Origin of the sequence: Acinetobacter sp. AS167 (assembly GCF_037152175.1) — a bacterium.
Lineage (GTDB): Bacteria > Pseudomonadota > Gammaproteobacteria > Pseudomonadales > Moraxellaceae > Acinetobacter.
Window position 1 is genome coordinate 382,408 of record NZ_JBBCMP010000001.1, and the last position, 23,652, is coordinate 406,059.

A 23,652-nucleotide genomic window follows, 5' to 3' on the forward strand; every position below is an offset into this window, starting at 1 on the left:
GGTGGCAAATATGTCAGCAAAAATTATTAAATGTACCACCGTTGATGGACGTGAAATAGAATTTGTAGATGAAATTATCGGTTCAGGTGCAATGAAAGATGTATATTTTTCACCTGATCGTAGTTATGTGGTGTGCTTTTTCAGTAAAGAAAAGAATAAGTTTTATGAATCTAAAGCCACCTTTGAGCAGCAAAAAGATCGTTTAAAAGAAATTGTAGGCAATAAGTGGCAAAGTATCTTTAATGGGATTGGTGGGGATTATTGGAAGAATATTTTCTGCTGGCCAGATGGTTTAGTTGAATATAATAATTTGCTTGGGATTACCGCCCCAACCTATAGAAAACAATTTTTCTTTGAATATGGTTCAAAAAATAATGATTTTCTGCAAATCAAAGGCAAAGAAAAAGAAGGGAAATGGTTTGCAAGTGCAAACAACCAAAACAGATTTCTCGACGACAAAGAAAAAGGTACTTGGCTTAATTACCTTAAAATAGGAATTCTAATTTCCCGCGCAGTACGCCGTATGCATGCTGCCGGTTTGGCCCATTCAGATTTATCTTATAAAAATATTTTGGTCGATCCTGTTTCTGGGAGTGCCAGCGTTATCGACGTTGATGGTTTGGTAGTACCTGGAAAATACCCACCGGACGTTGTCGGTACTCCTGATTTTATTGCGCCAGAAGTGGTACGCACTAGTCATTTATCCAAAGACAATCCTGATCGTTATTTACCCAGTATTGCGACTGATAAACATGCTTTGGCAGTATTGATTTATATGTATTTATTGTATCGACATCCGTTACGTGGTGGAAAAATTCATGATATGAATGATCCGCAAAAGGATGAAACACTGGGGATGGGTGAAAAAGCGCTGTTTATTGAACACCCAACAGATCATAGTAATCAGGTGAAACCAACTCAACTTAAAGTGAGCCAGCAACCATGGGGTGATCCTGCAAAAGTACCTTTTACAGTGACTGGACCGTATTTGTCTGAGCTCTTTATCAAAAGCTTTGTCGAAGGTTTACATGATCCGGCCAAGCGTCCTTCAGCCAATGATTGGGAAACAGCTTTGGTCAAAACAGTGGATTTGATTCAGCCTTGTCATAATCACCGTTGTGGTCAAAAGTGGTATGTCTTTGATAATTCAACTAAACCTGAGTGTCCATTTTGCCATACGCCGTTTAAAGGTAAATTACCTATTCTCAATCTGTACTCAGCACGGCAGCAAGGTAATTTTAGACCCGATAATCATCGTTTAATGGTATGGACAGGTCAATCTATTTACGCATGGCATACCAATAATATGATTGCACCGAATGAACGATTGACCGCAGAACAGACCAAGCGGAAAGGGTATTTTGTTTTACATCATGATGTGTGGTGGTTGGTCAATGAAGATATGCCTGATCTTACCGATGTTGCCAATAAAATACAGATCCCGATTGGTGGTAAAATTGAGTTAAAAGATGGTGTTCAAATTTTATTTTCTAAACAAGATGGCGGTCGTTTAGCTGTGGTACAAATGGTTGAAGCATAATGTGATGCTTCAACCTCTAAATAAGGCCTATACCACCAATATTTTGTCGTGTGTTGAACAAGAGGATTTGACCAAACCAAAAGTTTTATATCTGAGTAAAATCATTTCAGCCCAATTTTTATGGGTGGCAGGTTCGATCATTGAACCGTGACTTTTAAATACACTTTTAGCGTCGTGGGCCAAGATTAATTGAGCCTCATGGAAATCTTCAGGTTGAACTTGTAAGGCATGATGAATATGAGCAATTTGCGCAGGATGAATTGCAGTTTTGGTATAAATTCCATTATTCATGTCTTGTGCAAGTTCTTGCATCAATAACTGTGTATTTTCAAAATGTTCGCAGACAGGTGAACTCAACTGAAAACCATTTGGAATAAATAATCCTGCCAATTGTGAAATTAGAATGCCTACGGGAGTTTGATAAATCGTGGTATTTTTGGGTCTACGCAGATTTAGACAAGACAACAGATCATTACCACCAATTCTTAAACATAAAGTTTTATGAAAGTCATATTTAAGCGCTTGGTAAAGCTCAATATTGTGTGCCACATCAAAGATTTCTTTAGTTTCAAGCGTTGGCATATATTGCAAATTAGCTGGTAATACATTCATCCAATTCTTTAGATTAAACACATTAAACTTAGGCAAAATCATACCATTAAATGTTTGATTTAGATCCCAGTCGACAATGTGTTTTGCCATTTCCATATTTCTTGGGCGGATAAAAATGGCAGGGGCTTTTAAACTCGGTTCATCCAGCCGTCTTTGCAACAAAAGTTTTAAATTCACCATTGCTGTTTGAACATCTGATTCAAGTACAGCGTCTTCAAGACATACCGCAATTGATTTAATCTGAGGAAATTTAAGTCCTTGGGTAACTTCCCACAATTGTTCATGTGTTGCAGGAATATACATGGTTGCGCCAAGTTCAATAGCGTGTAAAAGTGGTTTCATTTTTTCTTCTCTACTTTTTTTATCAATGTTGCTGCGTGATAAGGGCCTAATTTTGTTCCCAAAATATCTACCGGAATATTTCGTTCACGTGCAAAGTGCAATAATAATTGTACATGCGGGTTAGATTCATCTTTCAATAAGATTCGTTCAGGTACTCGTCTTAAAACTGCACGGGTTGCTTCAGCAATACTAGGTTTTATATGGTTAATATTTTGAATCGCATACTCTGTTGCAATCCAGTCAATCGTTGCTGCACATTGTTGCTGTTGCGCTAAACGAATCTGATCGTTCCAGCTTACCTGCATATCTGTGGGCTTTTGTTCAATCAACTCGCGTATTTTTTCGACAAAAATTACTGAAAGGTCGTAAGGTTTTAGCTGGTCATAGATCAAACAACTGTGCCATTTTTGTGTCTGATAGCAATTATTTCGAGCATCTTGCTGTTCTATGCTTTCTTTTAAAATCGTCCGAGAAGTCAATCCAGAGATTACAGAACCCAATATCCCAAACGGAATCAACCAATCATCTGTACTTGCACTTAACCAAGAATACCCCCCCAAATCAGACAGGGTAACTAAACGTGGGATCTGCCAATTTTGATCAAAGAGCTCAGGAATCTCTTGTAAATTTTTTGTGAGTTCTTTGCATATCGCACCTTTACCTGTCCAGCCATCTACAAAAACGATATTTTGAGCACCATGTTGTTCAATAATTGCTTGCAATGCAGCAAAGTCGACGCCTCGATCACGAATTATACTAATACCATAGTGATAGCAAGACTGGTATTTTTCAAGATAATGCTTCAGTAAAACACCTAAAGGTACACCAGCTCGAACCAAACTTACCAAAACAATCTCTTGATTGGGAAAGCGTTGCACCAAACTGTTACCAATTTTTTGAACTTCTTCGGCAAGACGTTGTGCACCTTGCTCAAAGGCATGTTGATAATGTTGCATTTGTTCATCTGTTGGCGGATGTTCAGCACTGATCATTTGTGAATAGTGCATTTTGCCTGACTGGATCAGATATTCTTTTTCTTCAACGGCAGTGGGTTGAATATTATCAATCTGCATCAAAAAAGTGACATCTTCGGGACGGTATGAACCGTGAAAGCCAAGCTCGCTCAATGTTGGATTGAGTAGTGTGATCAATGAATTAGACATGACCTAAATATCCTTTAGTGTCAAAATCATGGCTTAAATGTGTATTGAGAAACTTATCCAACTGACTACTTTTCGGCATTCCAAACCAGTCGCAACAGCTGAGGAATCCAGCATCTGATAGACTATCGCCCCAACCTAAAATAATACGTTCTCGTTGCGGATCATGTTTTTGAATATAAAACTCAACGGCGCTTTGTTTGCTGACATGATGCGGAATAATCGCCAGATTATTGCCATTGATATGGATATAGCACTGTTCCAGTAGAATTTTAGGTAATTTTTCAACAAGCTGATCTAAAAATAAGGCACCAGTTTGTTTTTGCTTTGCAACAGAATAAATACTCAGTTCATTTTCAATCAAAGTCCAAGTTCTGACTTCACCCAAATCTTTGGCGTAGTCATGCAAAGCATCTGGCAAGTCAGTCAGTATGCCATTGAGTTGAATTTCATGTTGTTTTTGAAGATCAAACCAGTCTGTATCTACAGCTAAATTCTGATCTAGAATTGTGCCCCCGTGGGAACAAATCGCACCATATTTAAAGGGGATTTGTACACGTTTAAAGCCTTCAACTGAGCGAGCAGTTACAGGCACAACCTCAGCATATTCAAGCAACCAATTCAAAAAAGACTGCTGTTTTGGACTCATATATGAAAGCGGTTGTCCTGAAATATCTGTAGTCACTATTTGATGTTGTGGTGTCGGTTGCTGTTTTCGATAAGTTTGAAATAAAGTGTCATCCAAGTCGACAAAGACCAAAGGTTTAGGGTTCATAACTGATCACTTCCAAATTTTTGATTTGTTCAAACAAGCTTGGGTCTACACTATCTTGATGTGTTTCAATCACCAAAAGCACCCGGTCAAACTCTTGATGTTTAACGTTATAAGCAAAGTTTTGGATATTGAGCCCATAATTATCATGAAACTGGCAAATACTTTTTATCGCATGTCCTTGCATGATCGGTGAACGTGTTGTTGAACTGAAATAAGTTTCCGCCCCTTGTTGTTCTAACTGTTCAGCAATAAGAAAAGGAATCCAACTAAATTCACCTGAACCAAGTACGAGTATTTTTTCGCCGGGATGATTTATGTGAATATCTTCCCATGCTGTACATTCTAAATAACCTGGCTCACGTCCCCAATCATTTGGTGCAATAATTTTCTGTGCCTGTTGCTCAGTGGAGCTGACATTGGGCATATTAATCTGAATATTGTGTTGATTCGCTTGCCACTGCCAATTTCCTTGCAATAATGAAACCACTTCCACAGGGATATCAAGCTCATCCGTTGCAAGACTCTGCTCAGCCCAGTTAACCAATGTGACCAAGATCACGCGTTCAACTTGCTGCAAACCAGAATTTGTTAAACTATTGATCAGGTTTTTGAAGGTTTTTCCAGTCGAAATTTCATCATCAACTAAAATCAAAGTCTTTGAATCAATCACTTGCTGATGTTTGGCTAAATCATGACTGCTTAAAATAAACTGATCCTGAGCATGGCTATGTTCTTCTAGAAAAAGCCCCAATGTGGGTAAAGTCGATACAGGGTGTCGTGTTGTAGTTAAGAAAATCGCATTTTTGCCATGTTGTTTTTTTAATTCACGATAAATTCCAGCGCCCAAACCGACTGCTGTTTCGGCCATACCAATGACACAGATTGGACCAGACAAATCTGTAGGCACTAAACTGGCCAAATCGCTATAGCTACGCTGCATAACAGAAGGTGGGACAGGGATATGTTTCCCCAATACTTTGGAAACAAATAAAAATGCTCTTTTAGGATTAATTCTTTCTGCAAAATCTAATAAATCATCTAAAGCCCAGTGGCTATGTTGTTGGTTAACTTGAACAGTGATTCGCCCACGACTTAAATCTATATGCTTCATCTAATTACAAATCCAATTTTATACTATGGGCAATCGGTAAAGCTTTTACAGGCGATTGGTGTGCTGCTCGAACTAAATTCAAATTTAATTTTTCAGCAATCAATTCAGCAATCAAATTGACTCCCGTATGTTGTGTATAGGCAAAACCACCAGCAGGGCGTGGATTGATCTCAAGAATATGCCATTGCAAGCTTTCATCTTGTTTAAATTGGATATTAATTAGTCCATCACATTGAAAATAATCGACTAAATCTATACAAATTTGATGACAAGGATGTTGCAAAAAACACTCTTGAAAATAAACATGTTTTATTCTGGTTACTTGAGTAATGATCTTTCCTTGACTACAAGCAATATCAACTGAACATTCTTGCCCGGCTAAATAAGGCATAATCAGATATTCAACTGGCTCTTCCTGTTGACTATATGCCTCTATAAATTGCTGAGTATTACATTTGGTCGGTGAACTAAAGTTTTTAAAGTACGATACATGATTCTGTAACCGCACAAAACCCGCACCATAAACCCCATAAACAGGCTTAGCACAGATTTCACTATGTTGCTGCTGTAATGTTTCAATGGATGCTTTCAGTGTTTCTGTGGAATTGGCTAATAATGCAGGAATGACAGATAAATTTTGCGCTTCACAATGTAAGGTAAATTGGTATTTATTGTTCATCAACTCATGTTGTTCTGAGCTGAGTGTACCAGTAATCAACTGAATACCATATTGTTCAAATTGGGTTCTATACGGTTCAATATGTTGACTGTGTTTACCACAAAAGAGCAGTTGGATATTATGTTCAATACATTGTTCTAATAACCATTCAGCACTCTTTGAAATAGCAGGTTGCTGTAGATAAACATCAGCACTCAATGCAAGTTCGGGACGGTTACGGCTGTGAGAACAAAATATAGTCAGTTGTTTTGATATACTAGAACTTTTCAGTAAATGAATCATATCATTTTGACAGGAATAACACTCGGCGATCCAAATTTTATATTGCTGTAGCACGGGTAATTTAATCTCAAATTTTTATAAAGAATAACGAAGATTTTAAAGCGACTATCTGATGCGCTGGAAAATATAACAATTCCCCACAGTGATACAATATTTAATTTTAATATTTTGTAAAAGTAATGAAACACAAAGAAAAAAACACTGAAACACTTGAGATTCGGAATTTTTATGGTAAAACATAACATATCTATTTTTTATTTGTTTTTTATAAAGAAAGTTAATTTAAAAACTTTATTTCAATAACGCATGATTTTAAATTCATTTTATCAAAAAGCGATAATATACCTATAAAGTGGAGGGTTTATGCAGCTGGTTGCTGGTGGAAATATTCAAATACCTGCTCAGGATATTGAAATTTGTATAAAAACAGGGTTTTCATCTGACATTGAATTAGATGTTACAGCATATTTACTGGCCCAAGGCACGCTTAAAGTGCGTGGTGATCAGGACATGATTTTTTATGGGCAACGTCAAACCTCCAATCAAAGTGTGGTTTTGCTAGAATCATCATCTAAGAACCCAAATCTCACCAAATTAAAAATCAATACTGCACGTCTAGATGCACAAATTCAAAAAATCGCTATTTGTGTCACGATCAATGAACCAAATACCATTGGCAATATTATTCCGATTGATATTGAGCTTTATGCAGGGCAACAGCATATTGCGACCGCACATTTAGATACCCAAAATAGAACTGAAAAAGCTTTAATCCTTGCAGAGATTTATTTTCATAACAGCCAATGGAAGTTTCGCTTTGTCGGTCAAGGATTTAATGGTGGATTAAAACCATTGGCTGAAAACTTTGGTGTTGTGATTGCTGATGAAGTGAAAAATACTACACCTACACCTACACCTACACCTACACCTACACCTACACCTACACCTACACCTACACCTACACCTACACCTACACCTACAAACTCAAATATTAATTTATCTAAAATCCGACTGGATAAAAACAATTCAACCATCAACTTAACCAAGAAAGGTAATGGTTTTGGAAAAATATCAGTCAATTTAAACTGGAATAAAAGCCAGCCTAAATCCCAATCATTTTTTCAGAAACTATCGGGATCAAGTGCAATAGATCTAGACCTTGGTGCGATGGTGCAACTTAAAAATGGTGAAATTGATTTAGTACAACCGCTGGGTAATCGTTTTGGGCGTTTTGAAATCAAACCGTTTATTCAGCTTGATGGTGATGATCGTACAGGTTCATCTGTACAAGGTGAAAATCTTCATATTAATGGGAATCAATGGGATCAAATTGAACGCATTGTGATTTATGCTTATATTTATCAGGGTGCTGCACAATGGGCAGCAACGGATGGTGTTGTCACCATTAAGATCCCAGACCAACCTGAAATTGAAGTTCATTTGACGGATGGTAATCAATTGACAACATGTTCTATTGTAGAATTAAAGAATAACAATGGCACTATACAAGCCAACCGAGAAGTTCGTTATTTTAAAGATCAAAAATATTTAGATGAACATTATGGTTTTGGGTTCCGATGGACACATGGTTCTAAAAATTAATTGACTGCATGTATTTAAACAATGAATGCACACTGCAATAAAGTAGAGGAAATATAAATGGCAATTTCATTAAACAAAGGTGGCAACTTATCTTTAAGCAAAACTGACCCAAGTTTAAACCAAGTTTTGGTCGGCTTAGGTTGGGATGCGCGTGCAACTGACGGAACAGATTTTGACTTAGATGCTTCAGCATTTTTATTAAGTGAAAACGGTAAAGTTCGTGGTGAACACGATTTCATTTTCTATAACCAAACACGTTCACCTGAAGGTTCTGTCGAACATACAGGTGATAACCGTACCGGTGCGGGCGATGGTGATGATGAAGCAGTCCGCATTAATCTGGCACAAGTACCTGCAGATGTTCAAAAGATTGCAATTACAGTCACCATTCATGAAGGTGAAAGTCGTGGTCAAAATTTTGGTCAAGTTCAAAATGCGTTTATTCGTGTAGTCAATGATCAAAGCAATACTGAAATTGTTCGTTTCGATTTGAATGAAGATTATTCAACAGAAACTGCCATGATTTTTGGTGAATTATATCGCCACAATGGTGAATGGAAGTTTAGAGCTGTAGGACAAGGTTATGCTGGCGGTTTAAGCGCAATGTGCCAACAGTTCGGTATAAGCATCTAATATAAGAGTTCAATGGATGAAACATTTTCGCTTTTCGATTCTTTTTACCATCATTTGTCTAGCAATTTCTGCGTATTGGGGTTTTACACATGGTCCCCAAGCCGGTCTAATGACCATGTTCAAGGCATTGGCAATTACTGCCATTCTTGCAGTGATGGAAGTTTCTTTATCGTTTGATAATGCTGTAGTAAATGCTTCGGTACTCAAACACTGGAATCATTTCTGGCGAACCTTATTTTTAACAGTCGGTATTGTTATCGCTGTATTTGGTATGCGTTTAATCTTTCCATTACTCATTGTTGGCGTCACTGCAGACATGGGCATGATAGAGGTTGCAAAACTTGCGCTGAACGATCCAAAAACCTACTCTGAAAAGCTCATGGCACACCATGCTGAAATTGCAGCGTTCGGTGGTATGTTCTTGCTCTTAGTTTTTCTTAACTTTTTATTTGATGATGAAAAAGATGAGCATTGGTTCCATTGGTTGGAGTCAAAACTCGCTGATCTAGGCAATATTCAAGCGATTTCAGTGTTTATTTCATTATGTGCATTATTGGTTATGGCTAATTTTGTACCTGAAACTTCTCGTCTGGTTGTAACGATGGCAGGGATTTGGGGAATTGTGGTTTATGTTGGTGTTCAGGTGATTGGACACTTACTTGAAGGCGGTTCACATGATGATGAGGAAGAAGCATCAGAACAAACGACTTCAAATAATGGTGCACCTGTAACGGGCACAATCATTAAAGGCGGTATCGGTGGCTTCTTGTATCTTGAAGTACTTGATGCGTCTTTTAGTTTCGATGGTGTAATCGGCGCTTTTGCAATTACCAGTGATGTGGTAATTATTATGCTTGGCCTTGCTATAGGTGCGATCTTCGTGCGTTCTATGACCGTTTATCTTGTAGAAAAAGGTACGCTCGATGCTTATGTTTATTTAGAACATGGCGCGCATTATGCGATTGGTGCACTTGCATTCATCATGCTTGCAAGTGGGACTGGCTTACATGTACCTGAAGTCGTGACTGGTTTGATTGGTGTCGCATTTATTGTTTGGGCAGTAATTTCATCAATTTCATATAGTAAAAAACAATCTCTTGAAACAACTGAAAAAGGAAATTAAAAATGGCTATTAATTTATCAAAAGGCGGTAACATCAACCTGTCTAAAACAGCGCCTACAATGAATAAAGTAGACTTAGGTTTAGGCTGGAATCCTCGTGTTACAGATGGTAAAGCTTTTGATTTGGATGCTGTTGCTTTTCTAACTGGTGAAAATGGCAAAGTCCGTTTAGATGGCGACTTCATCTTCTTTAACCAAAAAACTTCTCCTTGTGGTTCTGTGAACCATAACGGTGATAACCGTACAGGTGACGGTGATGGTGATGACGAAACAATTTCAGTTGATTTATCTAAAGTTCCAGCAGATGTGGCTAAAATTGTATTTGCTGTAACCATTCATGAAGGCCAACAGAATGGTCAAAACTTCGGTATGGTAGATAAAGCATATATCCGTGTAATTAATCAGGATAACAATGCTGAAGAACTTGCACGTTTTGACTTGTCTGAAGACGGCAGTACAGAAGTTGCCATGATTTTTGGTGAGTTATACCGTCATAGTGGCGAGTGGAAATTCAAAGCAGTTGGCCAAGGCTTTAACGGTGGCTTAGGCGCTTTGGCTGCAAGTTATGGTGTTGCAGTTTAATTTTTAAAATCAGTACTAAAAGATTTATCTTTTAGTACTTGAAAGTGATTCGGTTTAAATTGGTTTATTTATGAACACAGTAAAAATTATTTTCAAGTACTAAATAGAGAACAACAATGCAATTCATCACTGGACAAAAACTGGCTCTGCACCAATTGTTGCAGACTAATACACAGTTTAAAGTACGTGTACAGGTTCAAGCACCTTTTGAAATCGATATTTCTAGCTTTGGTATTGCGCCAAACGATAAACTTTTCCATGATGATTATATGACCTTCTATAATCAACCACAAACACCGAAAGGCGAAGTTCAATATCTGCTTCGTGGCAACATCCATAGTTTTACCTTTGATTTAAAAAAGATAGATACAACACGAACGCCACGTTTTGTGATCTGTGCAACCTTAGCCAATGAGCAGTCTCAAATCCACAATATACAATCGATTCAGGTCGAGTTATGTAATCAAGACGAACAGATTCTTGCGACTTATCGTTTAAATGGTTCTAATTTTAGCCAAGAAAAAGCTGTGATGCTGACTGAGATTTACTTTAAAAGTGATACTTGGCGTATCGCTGCAATTGGTCAAGGTTTTAATGGTGGCTTACAGGCTTTGGTTGAACACTTTGGGGGAGAGGTTGAAGAAAGTGTTACAGTTGCACCCCCAACAGCAAACCCATCGATCAGTAATGCAGCGGTTACAATTGATCTAAAAAAGAAAGTGGTACTAGATAAAATTCAAGACGCTGCTCCACATTTAGTGGATATTACGAAAAAGTCTTTAATCAGCTTAGAAAAAAATAATTTGCTTGATGTAAAAGCCCGAGTAGCTTTAGTCCTTGATTATTCAGGTTCAATGCACCAACAATATATTAAAGGTGATGTTCAAAAAGTCCTCGATCGAATTATGCCTTTGGCAGTCAATTTTGATGATGATGGTAGTTTTGAATGTTGGGCTTTTGCAGAAAAATCATTGCGTTTAAGTGATGTAACCTTGAACAACTTACAAAATTTTGTCAATACAGATCAAGGCGGTCATCCAAAGTGGAAAGCTGGTGCACGTTATAATAATGAACCTGTTGTACTTGAAGCTGTGATTAAATATTTTACCCAAGAAAATCCATCTCATTTACCTGTTTACGTGGTATTTGTTTCAGATGGTGGGGTCAATGAAAGTAAAAAGATTAAAAATATCCTTAAAAGCGCATCTAGTTTCCCTATTTTTTGGCAATTCGTGGGTATTGGCGGTCGTAACTACGGTGTGTTGGAACAACTCGATACGATGGAAGGGCGAGTGGTGGATAATTGCAATTTTTTTGAAATGAGTAATATTCAAAGTATGCCTGAAGCACAACTGTATGATGCACTGCTTCAAGAATTTCCACTGTGGTTAAAAGAAGCGAAAAATAAAAACATTATTCGATAAAGAGAGGGCAATCGATGGCTAAATTTGAACTTGTAGGCAGTCCAGAACCATTTCTGTTGGTTGATTTGGTACAGGGAGAAAAAATATTTTGTGAATCTGATGCAATGGTCATGATTGAGCAGAATCTAGAATTAGCTGGGAACTTACGCGGCGGTTTATTTCAGTCATTTATGCGTAGATTTACTACAGGTGAATCGCTGTTTCAGCAAGAAATCAAAGCATCATTGGGTCATGGACAGTGTTTACTTTCTCCAAACATAGATGGTGATATGCAAATTCTTAACATAGGTCCTCAGCAATACACTTTATCTGATGGTGCTTTTGTTGCAGCAACAGAACATGTCAATGTCAAAGCCAAGATTCAAGCAAATTTAGGTGGTGGATTCTTTGGTGATACAGGGGGCTTTGTGGTGATGGAATCATCAGGACAAGGTCAATTGTGTATTTCTGGTTGTGGTACTTTGATGGAAGTCGATGTAAGCACTCAGAACGGCGAAACCACCATTGATAATGGTCATGTTGTGGCATGGGATTCATCTTTAAGTTACAACATTGGTATGCCGAGTTCACAAAACCGCGGAATTGTTGGAAATCTTTTAAACAGTTTTACCAGTGGTGAAGGTATGGTGCTTAAGTTTAGGGGCAATGGCAAAGTCATTATTTGTTCCCGAAATCGCAAGAGCTACCTCACCTGGTTATCTTCAGCTTTAAATTTAAATAGAAACAATTAAATCTATGAGGGAAACACATGAGTATTAGTTTAGTAAAAGGTCAAAAAATCTCTTTAGAAAAAGGTGATGGCTCATCTTTGACCAAAATTTATCTTGGTGCAGGTTGGGATGTGGCTAAGAGTGGCGGATTTTTAGGTGGTCTTTTTGGGGGCGGCGGTGGTGATTCAATCGACCTTGATGCATCTGTCATTATTTTTGATGAAAACAACCAACCGCTCGATGCAGTATGGTTTGGACAATTAAAAAGTAAGGATGGCAGTATTTGGCATTCAGGTGATAACCGTACGGGTGCTGGTGATGGCGATGATGAAGTGATCCATGTTGATCTAACTAAAATCCCTCCTCAAGTTAAAGCACTGGTTTTTACAATCAGTAGTTTCCGTGGTCAAACTTTTGAAAAAGTTGAAAATGCTTTTTGTCGTTTAGTTGACTCGAATACCAATACTGAAATCGCAAAATACAACCTTTCAGCAAAAGGCAATTATACTGCCTTGATTATCGCTAAAGTCTATCGCCACAATGGCGCATGGAAAATGTCTGCGATTGGCGATACCTGTAATGGTAAGACCATTCATGACATGCTTCCTTCGATCATTCCAGTGCTATAAGGGTAGCCATAAAAAAATTTTAATCAACAAAGCCATTCTTAGGAATGGCTTTTACTTAAAGTATTTTCAATCTTTCCATTCTAAAGTTATCAATTCTGTAAAATAATTCTATAATAGCAACCATTATTACTGACCTCAGTTGGGGTTGGTTCGTTTTTAAGTCAATTTCTTCTCCGTGATTCGGCTTATTTTTCAATATTTAAATTTTATGTGTTTATGTTTACACGTAAGAATATTTAGGTGCCCACATGGAAATCAAAGTCAATTATCTCGATAATCTTCGACAAGAAGCCAAGTTCGATGACTTTACAGTAATTGCTGATCAACCCATTCGCTATAAAGGTGATGGTTCTGCGCCGGGTCCTTTCGATTATTTCCTTGCCTCATCTGCTTTGTGTGCCGCTTACTTTGTGAAAGTGTATTGTGCAGCTCGTGATATCCCGACCGATAATATTCGGCTATCTCAAAACAATATTGTAGATCCTGAAAACCGTTATAAACAAATTTTTAAAATTCAGGTTGAACTTCCTGCAGATATTTCAGATAAAGATCGTCAAGGTATTTTACGTTCGATTGACCGTTGTACCGTTAAAAAAGTCATCCAAACTGGTCCTGAGTTTGTTATCGAAGAAGTTGAGAGTATTGATGCAGATGCACAAGCGTTGCTCATGCCTAACTTGGCACAAGAAAGCTTAACTTTTATTGAAGGTAAAGATCTGCCTTTAGAGGAAACCATTGCCAATATGTCAGAGATTTTGGCAGGATTGGGAATGAAAATTGAAATTGCATCATGGCGAAATATTGTCCCAAATGTGTGGTCATTACATATTCGTGATGCTCAATCTCCAATGTGTTTTACCAATGGTAAAGGCTCGACCAAAGAAAGCGCTTTGGCTTCTGCATTGGGAGAATTTATTGAGCGTTTAAACTGTAATTTCTTCTATAACGACCAGTTTTGGGGGCAAGACATTGCTAACGCTGAATTTGTACATTATCCAGATGAAAAATGGTTTAAACCAGGAGCAAATGGAGAGTTACCTAAACAAATATTGGATGAATATACATTAGAGGTATATAACCCAGACAATGAATTGTTAGGTACACATTTATATGATACCAACTCAGGCAATACTGAGCGTGGTATTTGTTCATTACCTTTTGTACGCCAATCTGATCAAGAAATTGTATATTTTCCATCAAATTTGATTGAAAATTTATACCTAAGTAATGGTATGAGTGCAGGAAATACTTTAGCTGAAGCTCAAGTACAGTGTTTATCTGAAATTTTTGAACGTGCGGTTAAACGTGAGATTTTAGAGGGAGAAATTGCACTTCCAGATGTGCCTGAGGAAGTTTTAGCAAAATACCCCCGTATCGTTGAAGGCATTAAAGGCTTAGAAGAACAGGGCTTCCCAGTATTGGTTAAAGATGCATCATTGGGTGGTGAGTTTCCTGTGATGTGCGTTACGCTGATGAACCCACGTACAGGTGGTGTATTTGCATCATTTGGCGCACACCCTAAGCTTGAAGTTGCTTTAGAACGCAGTTTGACCGAGTTGTTACAAGGCCGTAGTTTTGAAGGTTTAAATGATTTACCAAAACCGACCTTTAGCAGTAATGCTGTGACAGAACCAAACAATTTTGTTGAGCATTTTATCGATTCCAGTGGTGTTGTGTCTTGGCGTTTCTTTAGTGCAAAATCAGACCATGACTTTGTTGAGTGGGATTTTAGCAGTGCGGGTGAAAATGCCAATGCTGAAGAAGCTAAAACGATGCTCAACATTCTTGAAGAAATGGGTAAAGAAGTTTATATGGCTGTCTATGAGCATTTAGGCGCGACAGCTTGTCGAATCATCGTTCCTGATTATTCTGAGATTTATTTGGTTGAAGACTTAATTTGGGACAACACCAACAAAGCATTGTTATTCCGTGAAGATATCTTAAATATTCATCGTTTGGAAGATGATCAGCTTGAAGCTTTAGTTGAGCGTCTTGAAGAAGTTGAAGTGGATGATTACACCGATATCGTAACATTAATTGGTATTGAGTTTGATGATAATACTGTATGGGGACAATTGACGATCCTTGAATTAAAATTGTTGATTTATCTTGCGTTACAACAGTTTGAAGAGGCAAAAGATTTAGTTGAACAGTTCCTTCAATACAACACCAATACCGTAGAACGTGGTCTGTTCTATCAGTGTATGAATGTGATGCTTGAAGTTGAACTAGACGACGACATGGATTTAGATGATTATGAAGTCAATTTCCGTCGTATGTTTGGTGATGAAAGAATGGATGCAGTCATTGGCTCTTTAGATGGTAGTATGCGTTTTTATGGCTTGACTGAAACAAGTATGAAGCTTGAAGGGCTTGATCGTCATTTAAGACTTATTGACAGTTATAAGAAGTTACATAAAGCACGAGCAAAAGCTGTTGGCTTAGCAAGTTAAAAAATTTTTACAACAAAAGCTAAAACCCAAGATTCGTCTTGGGTTTTTATTTTAAAAATAAATTAATAATTCAAATTAAATTGCCATATAAATACTTCGTTCTAAAACGACAACAATCCAGTAAGTTTGAGACATACTAAAATTTATGTTAAGTTTTTCTTATTAGTAAGGGGGCATAATAATAAATGTTGAACAATATTTTTACACGCTTAGATAAGTTTGGCTTGGGAACTGAAAACCGTTCAATTCATGTCCAGCTTTTAAATTTTCAACTCAATTCCCACATCATGTTGCAGCGTATTGATGGCTATCATGGTGTCAACGATGGCTTATCAGCAGAACTCATTTGCCTGTCATCAAACCCATTCATAGAATTAAAACAATTCATTGGTTGTCAAGTGGCAGTGGATCAAGTTATAGATTCAGGCAATTTATTCAGAACCACAGGCATCATTACGGGCGCTAGCCAAGGACAGTCAGATGGCGCTTTGAGTCTTTATCGTCTAACCATGCAAGATGCTACCAGTCTATGGCATAAAAGACTGAATAGCCGTGTGTTTATGGATAAAAGCGTTGTAGAAATTTGTGAAATAATTTTCAAGGAATGGCAGCTTAAGAGTAGTTTATTTGCTTCAAGCTTAAAACTGGATACAAGTGGTTTAACCAAAGATTATGATGTACGTCCATTTTCAATGCAATCAAATGAAAGTGATTACTCCTATTTAACTCGATTAATGCGTGAGGAATCAATTAATTGGCTGGTTGATGAATCAAATTATTTGGTTTCTAACAGTAGCCAAAACGTTGAACCACAAAAGTTACGCTTGGTCGATAGTAATTTTCAATTTAAAGCCAGTGAACGTAGGACTATTCGTTATCATCGTTCAAATGCAACGGAACAGTCCGACAGTATCACCAGCTTTATCGCAAATAGACAATTACAATCGACAGCGATCCATGTACAACGTTGGCAAGCGGACAGTTTAACTCAGCAAGATGGTAGCGGTTCAGTCCTCAGTTCACATAAGCATAGTGCTCAACGTGATAATGAAAGCTTAAGCCTAGAACAAGCTTGGAGTATATCTCCTGCATGGATTCGTGATCTTAAGGGCGAAGACCAAGCGACAATGTCTGGAAATAGCCAACTTGATAAACTGAATAATCAACTTAATCTGCATCAAGCTTTGCAAGCAAAATACTTTACAGCACATAGTAGTGTCCGAGATACCCAGGTTGGCTATTGGTTTCAGTTGGTGGATCATCCAGAACTAGAGAAAAATCATAGTGGCAGTGATAAGGAGTTCTTAATAATTAGTAAACATTTTTATAATCAAAATAATTTTCCCAAAGATATTCAAAACCAAATTGAAAAACTCTTAATTTTGAGTCATTGGCAAAGTAGTAAAGATAGTGAACAAGAGCGTCAAGCCAATTTACTCACTTTAGTTCGTCGTAATATTGAGCTTGTTCCAAAATACGATCCGTTGCAGCATCGCCCGATTGCCCATGTACAACGCGCTAAAGTGGTCAGTGATGGCGAAGAAATTTATGTTGATGAATGGGGAAGGATTAAAGTTCGCTTCCTATTTACGCGAACTGAAGATCATACCCATGATGGTGGTGCAGGATCGAATGATACAGATACTGATTCAGCATGGGTGGATGTGCTTACATCTTGGGCTGGTGCAGGCTACGGTGTAAGATTCTTGCCTCGTAAAGATGAGATTGTCGCGGTTGATTTTTTTGATGGTAATCTTGATCGTCCATTTGTTACAGGACGAATTCATGAAGGACATCGAAGTCCAACCATGTTTGATAATAAAGGTAAACTGCCTGAGACCAAAAAGCTGAGTGGTATCCGATCAAAAGAAGTGGCAGGTGAAGGCTTTGGCCAGCTTAGATTTGATGATACTACCGCGCAAATCAGTACGCAGTTACAGTCGAGTCATGGTGCGAGCCAATTGAATTTGGGAAATTTAAGTCATCCTAAAGAAACCTCAGTAAGTGAAGGTCGTGGTGAAGGGTTTGAGTTAAGGACGGATGATTGGGGGGCAATACGTGCGCCTAAAGGGATATTGATTACAACTGAAATCGCAGGTCATGCCTCAGGAAACCAACTTGAGCGTAGTAAGCTTCAACAGAATATCGAAAAATTCTTAGGAACTAATAAGGCTATTCAAGATGCAGCTAAAGGCCACCAAACCATTGAGCCTGAACTTGAATTACAACAAGCCGTAAAAACAGATCTTCCAAATTGGAATGAATCAGATTCAACCCCTTTCATTGCAATCGATGCCAAGGATTCACTTATTTTTGATGCAGATAAAGGAATTATTGCTCAAGCCAAGCAAAATATTGATATAAGCTCAGAACGAAATATTCAAGTTTTTTCAGGGCGTGGTTTTCTAGCCAATGTTTTAGACAAAATTTCACTCTTCGCCAAAGCAGCCGGTATCAAGATCAAAGCTGGACAAGGTCCAGTCGAAATTGAGTCGCAAGCAAGCACCATGAAAATCGCCTCACAAGAACTGATGCACGTTTATGCAGTTAACGATTTTGTTAAAGTCGAAAGTGGTAAAGGCATAATGATCTCATCTGGTGGTGGTTTTATCAAAATTGAAGATGGCAATATCGATATCGTTTGCCCTGGGTTGCTTTCTTTAAAAGCAGGGCAAATTAAAACCATGTCAGGCGCTACGATAAGCTCTGATTTAGCCGCGATGCCAAAACTTCAAATGGATTATGGTGAACACTTTGTATTGCGTAATAAAGCGGATAAAGCCATATCGAATATGAAATATAAAATAAAAACAGAAGATGGAAAAACCATTGAGGGTGTTACAGATACTGAAGGTAGAACCGAGAAAATAACCTCACTGGCTATGACAAAAGCCGTTATTTCATTATTAGGATATGTTGATGAATAAACTATTTTCTTCTTTATTACTCACCGCTTGCATGATCACGACAAGTTGCGCATTTGCACAATCAGCAATAAAAAATACTGGAAATAATATGATCAATTTAGAAAAAACTAAAACTTATTATATTGGGCGTTATGTGGTGGATATTCCTGCTGAGGCTAATCCATTAGAACGTTATGATAAATATGATTCTTTTGCTATTAAGGTTCAAACTAAAGCAACACGTCAAGATTTTGATGAAGCAGTTCAAAAATGGAGAAATGATTATTCCAAAGGTAATCGAAAAATTTTTGAAGACCCACAAAAACAAGTATTCGATGGTCGACTGACTAAGATTTTTAAAGGGAAATTAGAGGATGACAAAAGACTTCCTTTTATAGTAGCTGCCTTTGTATGGGATAAAAATACTTTATTTTTAATAGAGGGAATGCATAGTGATACACCACAGTTGACAGCCGAAAGTAATGAAGCGATTCATAATTTAGTGAAAAACTTACGCTATCGTAATGAACATGAGATTCCTAAGGAAGCAGGACAATGTATTTACCTAGGCTTTATCAAAGATCAAACTAAACAGTACCGCTATAGCATCCAAACTCTTGCTTTTGACTTTAAAAACTATCCAACAGTAGTGTTACGTTTTGAGGCAGAAACAAATGATGAATATGTCTTGCCAATGATTCCACGGATAGAAAAAAAGTTTAAAGAGGTCGGGCAAAGCCAGCGTCAAATTGATAAAGGCAATATTCGTAAAGGTGAAAAAAATACTGGGCATTTAACGGGACAAGAATGGATTTCAGTAGAAAAAATGAAAGGGAAAAATGGCATTAGTGCCTTATGGGAGCATACAGGCAGTGCCAATAATAACCAAGATCCATTGATAAGTTTTGAAACGGATACTGGATATTCATCTCCGCTTAGTGAAAGCAGTAGCCTAGAACAATATGATGCCTTAAAACTATATGAATCGATTCTAAAAACCATCCGTAAATTCGGAGAATAATAATTTTAAACAATGCTTATAGATCTGATAACGCTTATCTAAAAAGGAAATATTAATGAATAAACTATTTTCTTCTTTATTACTCACCGCTTGCATGATCACGACAAGTTGTACATTTGCACAATCAGCAATAAAAAATACTGGAAATAATATGATCAATTTAGAAAAAACTAAAACTTATTGTATTGGGCGTTATGTGGTGGATATTCCTGCTGAGGCTAATCCATTAGAACGTTATGATAAATATGATTCTTTTACTATTAAGGTTCAAACTAAAGCAACACGTCAAGATTTTGATGAAGCAGTTCAAAAATGGAGAAATGATTATTCCAAAGGTAATCGAAAAATTTTTGAAGACCCACAAGAACAAGTATTCGATGGTCGATTGACTAAGATTTTTAAAGGGAAATTAGCAGATAAAAAAATACTACCTTATGATGTTTTTGGATTTGTACTCGATAAAAATACTTTATTTTTAATTGAAGGAGGACATAGTGACTCCCCTGAAAGAACCAAGAGAAGTAACGAGGCGATTCATAATTTAGTGAAAAACTTACGCTATCGTAATGAACATGAGATTCCTAAGGAAGCAGGACAATGTATTTACCAAGGCTTTATCAAAGATCAAACCAAACAGTACCGCTATAGTATCCAAAAGCTTGGTTTTAGATTTAAGGACTATCCAACAGTAGTGTTACGTTTTGAGGCAGAAACAAATGATGAATATGTCTTACCAATGATTCCACGGATAGAAAAAAAGTTTAAAGAGGTCGGGCAAAGCCAGCGTCAAATTGATAAAGGCAATATTCGTAAAGGTGAAAAAAATACCGCGCATTTAACGGGACAAGAATGGATTTCAGTAGAAAAAATGAAAGGAAAAAATGGCATTAGTGCCTTATGGGAACATACAGGCGGTGCCAATAATAACCAAGATCCATTGATTAGTTTTGAGGTAGATACGGCACGTTCTTCACCTCTTACACAGAGCAGTAGCCTAGAACAATATGATGCCTTAAAACTATATGAATCGATTCTAAAAACCATCCGTAAATTCGGAGAATAATAATGTCAAATAATGTCCATCGTCATGAAGCCTATGAAATACTTTACGAATCTGGAAGTGTGTCTTATGTTTCATATACCACACCAGATAGTGTTAATTCCGAGTGTGTAATTCCTGCACCTGTCAAATATGTCGTGCCGATTATTTTTATTCCAGGGATTATGGGGTCAAATATTAAAGATACCGCTGATGATAAAGAGGTTTGGTATCCCCGAATATCACTGTCTACAATTATTGAATACAGTAAACGAGATGCACGAGAACGACAGATTGCCCTGAACCCAGCAACAACTCAGGTTGGGTACGATGGCGATGTAAAAATAAGTAAAAAAGCAATTCCACATATGACCAAAGACTTGGCTTTGGCACGCGGTTGGGGTTCAGTGATTACCATGGGTTATGCAAATTTACTGATTTATTTGGAGAGTAATTTAAATCAACCCTTCAAGAAATTAAAAGATCAAGAGAAGGATAAGTTTAATGGTACAGCTGAATGGGAAAAAATTGTCCAACCCGGCAATGCAGATACGGAAAAAATACTTAAAAATTGGTCGTCGCAAAAAACCGTTGAATTATTAGGTCTAGAACAGCATGAGGAATTGGCAGATTATGCTTTTCCAGTGTTTGCCTGTGGCTATAACTGGTTACAAAGTAATATGAAGTCAGCAGATCATGTTGCAGACCGACTGAATAATCAAGTTATGGCGCAAGTTAAAAAAGAATTTCCTACAGCAAAATTTAAAAAATTTATTATTGTTAGCCACTCTATGGGTGGCTTAGTGACTCGCGCCTTGATCCAAAATGCTAAGGTCAAAGATAAGATTGCTGGTGTGGTACATGGTGCGATGCCTGCCAGTGGTGCGCCAGCAGTATATCAACGCCTCACTGTAGGCTGGGATGGTTGGAAAGCCTCAACAGGACTTTTCAAAAGTGCTGTGGCTTGGGCAACCAAATTTATGTTTGGGAATACTTCTGAACGTCTCACCGCAACATTGGCAAATGCGCCCGGTGGCTTAGAGTTATTGCCTTTTTCAAATTATTACAATGCTGTGGATTTTCCCAAAAATCCTCAAGCATGGTTGGTCATTAAAGCGAAAACACCTACAGGTGAAATGACTGCCACATTACCCAAAACTGCTGACCCTTATACTGAAATCTACCAAAGAAAAGACTGTTGGTGGGCGATGATCAATCCTGATTTTATTGACCCAGCTGGATTGATTGCAAAAACGGTAGATAAAGAAGGATATGATAGTATTTTTGATGTCTATATAAAGAATATAGAAACAGTTAAAGAATTACATGATCATATAAAAGATACTTATCATGCCAATACTTATGCAAGCTATGGTGCTGACGAAGGGTTTAAAGCATTTGGTCAAGTGGTGTGGCGTTGCAAAGAAGAGTTAAATATTAGCAGTGAAAATGAACTAATTGAATTAATGACTTTATATGGCAAAAAAAATTTAATTGAACTCCCAGATATAAAAGATCGAAGTGATAGAAAAGAAGATGATGTAACACGTGTTCAGGAAGATGATGCTGAATTAAGCATAAAAGGTTCGAAAATCCATAATTTACTAGACAATGCCTATAAAAAAGATGGCATAAGGGAAGTCTTGCTAGATGAAAAGTCAAAAATTTCTAAAACCAATAAAGCCACGTTTTATTTAGATATTAAGCCAACCTCAAAGGGAGATGGAACGGTTTGTTATCAGTCAGGACAGGATGTGCGTGCTGATGGTCGTAGTCCAATTGAAACATTTATTATCAATGGTTATGAACATGCAAGTAGTTATGATAATGCGGATGTTCAATTAAATACCATCTACTGTATTGCAAATATAGTGGATATGATCAAGAAATCTTCAGCATCAGAGGGATGTGAGAGTAAAATAAAAAATCTATAAATTTATATGATTTTAAGGACTTTTCGGGTGAATAATAGAAGTTCTAATTCTATAGGAGTTTTATTATTCTCAATGAAGATGAAATTATCAGATAATACTTTTGGAAAAAAATAAATTTAAGATCTAGTATGTATTTTATGAAATGAATAACTTGAACAAAGTTAAATTCGTCCAAAATGCTTAATCCATCAATAAATTTTGATATTTATCAGCTTGTGTTCTTAAAAAATCCCAGACCAATTTAATCCGTGGTTCATGCTGTAAATCAACTAAAGTCAACATCCAAAAAGTATGAATAAAACGAACTTCATCTTGTAACACCTGTTTAAGTTCTGATTTATTTTCTGCCAAAAACTTCGGCAAAATTGCCAGTCCAGCACCTGCACTCACAGCAACTTGTTGGGCCAATATACTGCTGCTTCTAAAATTTGCATTGAGCTGTAAGGGTAGACGTTCTAAACAATACAGTTCAGGACTATAAATTAGATCATCAATGTAGTTTACAAACTGATGGTTTTTTAAATCTTCAAGTTTTTTAATCGCTTGAGTGCTTTCTAAATAGCTTTTGCTACCATAAATTTTAAGACAATAATCGGTTAAACGAGTAATGATATAAGGTCCTGACTTAGGACGGTCAATAGAAATCACAATATCAGCTTCACGATGCGACAGCTTAATCATTTTTGGAACTGGGATAAGATCAATTGTAAGTAAAGGGTATTGTTTAGACAGTTGTGCCAATAGCTGTGCTAAAAACGCTGTTCCAAAACCCTCAGGTGTGCCAATTCGCACATGCCCCTGTAATGGTAAGTTGGGCTTTTCAATTTGCAAAAACGCTTGTTCCATTTGCTCAACACGAGGAACTAACGCTAAGCCCTCCATAGTTAGTTCATAACCTGTGGCTTCTCGTCTAAACAACGGCGTTCCTAAAGACAGCTCTAGCGCTTGTATTCGTCTAGATACAGTACTGTGTTCAACTCCAATAATACGGGCTGCATTGGTTAAAGTCTTGGCACGCGCTAAAACTAAAAAAAACTGTAGGTGATCCCAATCGACTTTCATTGTGTATAACATCCTTGTGCATATTTGCACATTC

Annotated in this window: 19 protein-coding genes; 13 read left to right on the plus strand and 6 right to left on the minus strand. The window is 37.4% G+C overall.

The window, feature by feature from the left end; translation table 11 throughout:
* Window positions 1-10: 10 nt before the first annotated feature.
* Window positions 11-1,540 (plus strand): helix-hairpin-helix domain-containing protein, encoded by a 1,530-nt coding sequence (locus WFN33_RS01880; protein WP_336951070.1) that lies wholly within the window; start codon window positions 11-13, stop codon window positions 1,538-1,540.
* 27 nt (window positions 1,541-1,567) lie between these two features.
* Here WFN33_RS01880 and WFN33_RS01885 read toward each other — a convergent pair whose 3' ends face one another.
* The 5 genes from WFN33_RS01885 to WFN33_RS01905 are packed head-to-tail and all read right to left on the minus strand — an operon-like array spanning window position 1,568 to window position 6,501.
* Window positions 1,568-2,494, minus strand: coding sequence for an HpcH/HpaI aldolase/citrate lyase family protein (locus WFN33_RS01885; protein ID WP_336951071.1), 927 nt, complete (start codon window positions 2,492-2,494; stop codon window positions 1,568-1,570).
* Window positions 2,491-3,657 (minus strand): cysteine protease StiP family protein, encoded by a 1,167-nt coding sequence (locus WFN33_RS01890; RefSeq protein WP_336951072.1) that lies wholly within the window; start codon window positions 3,655-3,657, stop codon window positions 2,491-2,493. The genes WFN33_RS01885 and WFN33_RS01890 overlap by 4 nt, the downstream gene beginning before the upstream one ends.
* On the minus strand, window positions 3,650-4,429 hold the full coding sequence (locus WFN33_RS01895; protein ID WP_336951073.1) for an HAD family hydrolase: 780 nt from the start codon (window positions 4,427-4,429) through the stop codon (window positions 3,650-3,652). The genes WFN33_RS01890 and WFN33_RS01895 overlap by 8 nt, the downstream gene beginning before the upstream one ends.
* Window positions 4,419-5,540 (minus strand): phosphoribosyltransferase domain-containing protein, encoded by a 1,122-nt coding sequence (locus tag WFN33_RS01900; protein WP_336951074.1) that lies wholly within the window; start codon window positions 5,538-5,540, stop codon window positions 4,419-4,421. Before WFN33_RS01900 ends, WFN33_RS01895 begins: the two co-directional genes overlap by 11 nt.
* A gap of 4 nt (window positions 5,541-5,544) precedes the next feature.
* Window positions 5,545-6,501: an ATP-grasp domain-containing protein gene (locus WFN33_RS01905; protein ID WP_336951075.1), complete on the minus strand. Its 957-nt coding sequence runs from the start codon at window positions 6,499-6,501 to the stop codon at window positions 5,545-5,547.
* Window positions 6,502-6,864: 363 nt separating this feature from the next.
* Between WFN33_RS01905 and WFN33_RS01910 the strand changes: the two genes are divergently transcribed.
* From WFN33_RS01910 to WFN33_RS01965, 12 genes are all read left to right on the plus strand, one after another.
* Window positions 6,865-8,103 carry a TerD family protein gene (locus tag WFN33_RS01910; protein WP_336951076.1) on the plus strand — a complete coding sequence of 413 codons (1,239 nt, stop codon included), beginning with the start codon at window positions 6,865-6,867 and terminating at the stop codon, window positions 8,101-8,103.
* A gap of 57 nt (window positions 8,104-8,160) precedes the next feature.
* Window positions 8,161-8,736, plus strand: coding sequence for a TerD family protein (locus WFN33_RS01915; protein ID WP_004720366.1), 576 nt, complete (start codon window positions 8,161-8,163; stop codon window positions 8,734-8,736).
* 16 nt (window positions 8,737-8,752) lie between these two features.
* Complete coding sequence (locus WFN33_RS01920) at window positions 8,753-9,859, plus strand: DUF475 domain-containing protein (protein WP_336951077.1); 1,107 nt, start codon at window positions 8,753-8,755, stop codon at window positions 9,857-9,859.
* Window positions 9,860-9,861: 2 nt separating this feature from the next.
* Window positions 9,862-10,440, plus strand: a complete 579-nt coding sequence (locus WFN33_RS01925; RefSeq protein ID WP_336951078.1) for a TerD family protein — start codon at window positions 9,862-9,864, stop codon at window positions 10,438-10,440.
* Window positions 10,441-10,556: 116 nt separating this feature from the next.
* Window positions 10,557-11,864 (plus strand): VWA domain-containing protein, encoded by a 1,308-nt coding sequence (locus tag WFN33_RS01930; protein WP_336951079.1) that lies wholly within the window; start codon window positions 10,557-10,559, stop codon window positions 11,862-11,864.
* A 14-nt stretch (window positions 11,865-11,878) separates the two neighbouring features.
* A complete protein-coding gene (locus tag WFN33_RS01935) occupies window positions 11,879-12,595 on the plus strand; it encodes a TIGR00266 family protein (RefSeq protein ID WP_336951080.1) in 717 nt (238 codons plus the stop codon).
* A 17-nt stretch (window positions 12,596-12,612) separates the two neighbouring features.
* On the plus strand, window positions 12,613-13,203 hold the full coding sequence (locus tag WFN33_RS01940; protein WP_004720371.1) for a TerD family protein: 591 nt from the start codon (window positions 12,613-12,615) through the stop codon (window positions 13,201-13,203).
* Window positions 13,204-13,451: 248 nt separating this feature from the next.
* The gene (locus WFN33_RS01945; RefSeq protein ID WP_336951081.1) at window positions 13,452-15,656 is read left to right on the plus strand and encodes an OsmC domain/YcaO domain-containing protein; all 2,205 of its coding nucleotides are present in this window, start codon (window positions 13,452-13,454) and stop codon (window positions 15,654-15,656) included.
* A gap of 185 nt (window positions 15,657-15,841) precedes the next feature.
* The gene (locus WFN33_RS01950) at window positions 15,842-18,583 is read left to right on the plus strand and encodes a type VI secretion system Vgr family protein (protein ID WP_336951082.1); all 2,742 of its coding nucleotides are present in this window, start codon (window positions 15,842-15,844) and stop codon (window positions 18,581-18,583) included.
* The gene (locus WFN33_RS01955; RefSeq protein ID WP_336951084.1) at window positions 18,576-19,583 is read left to right on the plus strand and encodes a T6SS immunity protein Tli4 family protein; all 1,008 of its coding nucleotides are present in this window, start codon (window positions 18,576-18,578) and stop codon (window positions 19,581-19,583) included. The genes WFN33_RS01950 and WFN33_RS01955 overlap by 8 nt, the downstream gene beginning before the upstream one ends.
* A gap of 55 nt (window positions 19,584-19,638) precedes the next feature.
* A complete protein-coding gene (locus WFN33_RS01960) occupies window positions 19,639-20,646 on the plus strand; it encodes a T6SS immunity protein Tli4 family protein (protein ID WP_336951085.1) in 1,008 nt (335 codons plus the stop codon).
* A 2-nt stretch (window positions 20,647-20,648) separates the two neighbouring features.
* Window positions 20,649-22,556, plus strand: coding sequence for an esterase/lipase family protein (locus WFN33_RS01965; RefSeq protein WP_336951086.1), 1,908 nt, complete (start codon window positions 20,649-20,651; stop codon window positions 22,554-22,556).
* 180 nt (window positions 22,557-22,736) lie between these two features.
* Here WFN33_RS01965 and WFN33_RS01970 read toward each other — a convergent pair whose 3' ends face one another.
* Window positions 22,737-23,618, minus strand: a complete 882-nt coding sequence (locus tag WFN33_RS01970) for a LysR family transcriptional regulator (protein WP_336951087.1) — start codon at window positions 23,616-23,618, stop codon at window positions 22,737-22,739.
* Between the last annotated feature and the right edge of the window lie 34 nt (window positions 23,619-23,652).

What these genes read in the sequence shown, in the direction of transcription:
- WFN33_RS01955 (WP_336951084.1), top strand. Translation starts at nt 18,576, where the DNA reads ATGAATAAACTATTTTCTTCTTTATTACTCACCGCTTGCATGATCACG.
- WFN33_RS01950 (WP_336951082.1), top strand. Translation starts at nt 15,842, where the DNA reads ATGTTGAACAATATTTTTACACGCTTAGATAAGTTTGGCTTGGGAACT.
- WFN33_RS01895 (WP_336951073.1), bottom strand. Translation starts at nt 4,429, where the DNA reads ATGAACCCTAAACCTTTGGTCTTTGTCGACTTGGATGACACTTTATTT.
- WFN33_RS01885 (WP_336951071.1), bottom strand. Translation starts at nt 2,494, where the DNA reads ATGAAACCACTTTTACACGCTATTGAACTTGGCGCAACCATGTATATT.
- WFN33_RS01940 (WP_004720371.1), top strand. Translation starts at nt 12,613, where the DNA reads ATGAGTATTAGTTTAGTAAAAGGTCAAAAAATCTCTTTAGAAAAAGGT.
- WFN33_RS01890 (WP_336951072.1), bottom strand. Translation starts at nt 3,657, where the DNA reads ATGTCTAATTCATTGATCACACTACTCAATCCAACATTGAGCGAGCTT.
- WFN33_RS01910 (WP_336951076.1), top strand. Translation starts at nt 6,865, where the DNA reads ATGCAGCTGGTTGCTGGTGGAAATATTCAAATACCTGCTCAGGATATT.
- WFN33_RS01965 (WP_336951086.1), top strand. Translation starts at nt 20,649, where the DNA reads ATGTCAAATAATGTCCATCGTCATGAAGCCTATGAAATACTTTACGAA.
- WFN33_RS01905 (WP_336951075.1), bottom strand. Translation starts at nt 6,501, where the DNA reads ATGATTCATTTACTGAAAAGTTCTAGTATATCAAAACAACTGACTATA.
- WFN33_RS01945 (WP_336951081.1), top strand. Translation starts at nt 13,452, where the DNA reads ATGGAAATCAAAGTCAATTATCTCGATAATCTTCGACAAGAAGCCAAG.
- WFN33_RS01925 (WP_336951078.1), top strand. Translation starts at nt 9,862, where the DNA reads ATGGCTATTAATTTATCAAAAGGCGGTAACATCAACCTGTCTAAAACA.
- WFN33_RS01960 (WP_336951085.1), top strand. Translation starts at nt 19,639, where the DNA reads ATGAATAAACTATTTTCTTCTTTATTACTCACCGCTTGCATGATCACG.
- WFN33_RS01880 (WP_336951070.1), top strand. Translation starts at nt 11, where the DNA reads ATGTCAGCAAAAATTATTAAATGTACCACCGTTGATGGACGTGAAATA.
- WFN33_RS01935 (WP_336951080.1), top strand. Translation starts at nt 11,879, where the DNA reads ATGGCTAAATTTGAACTTGTAGGCAGTCCAGAACCATTTCTGTTGGTT.
- WFN33_RS01920 (WP_336951077.1), top strand. Translation starts at nt 8,753, where the DNA reads ATGAAACATTTTCGCTTTTCGATTCTTTTTACCATCATTTGTCTAGCA.
- WFN33_RS01915 (WP_004720366.1), top strand. Translation starts at nt 8,161, where the DNA reads ATGGCAATTTCATTAAACAAAGGTGGCAACTTATCTTTAAGCAAAACT.
- WFN33_RS01930 (WP_336951079.1), top strand. Translation starts at nt 10,557, where the DNA reads ATGCAATTCATCACTGGACAAAAACTGGCTCTGCACCAATTGTTGCAG.
- WFN33_RS01900 (WP_336951074.1), bottom strand. Translation starts at nt 5,540, where the DNA reads ATGAAGCATATAGATTTAAGTCGTGGGCGAATCACTGTTCAAGTTAAC.
- WFN33_RS01970 (WP_336951087.1), bottom strand. Translation starts at nt 23,618, where the DNA reads ATGAAAGTCGATTGGGATCACCTACAGTTTTTTTTAGTTTTAGCGCGT.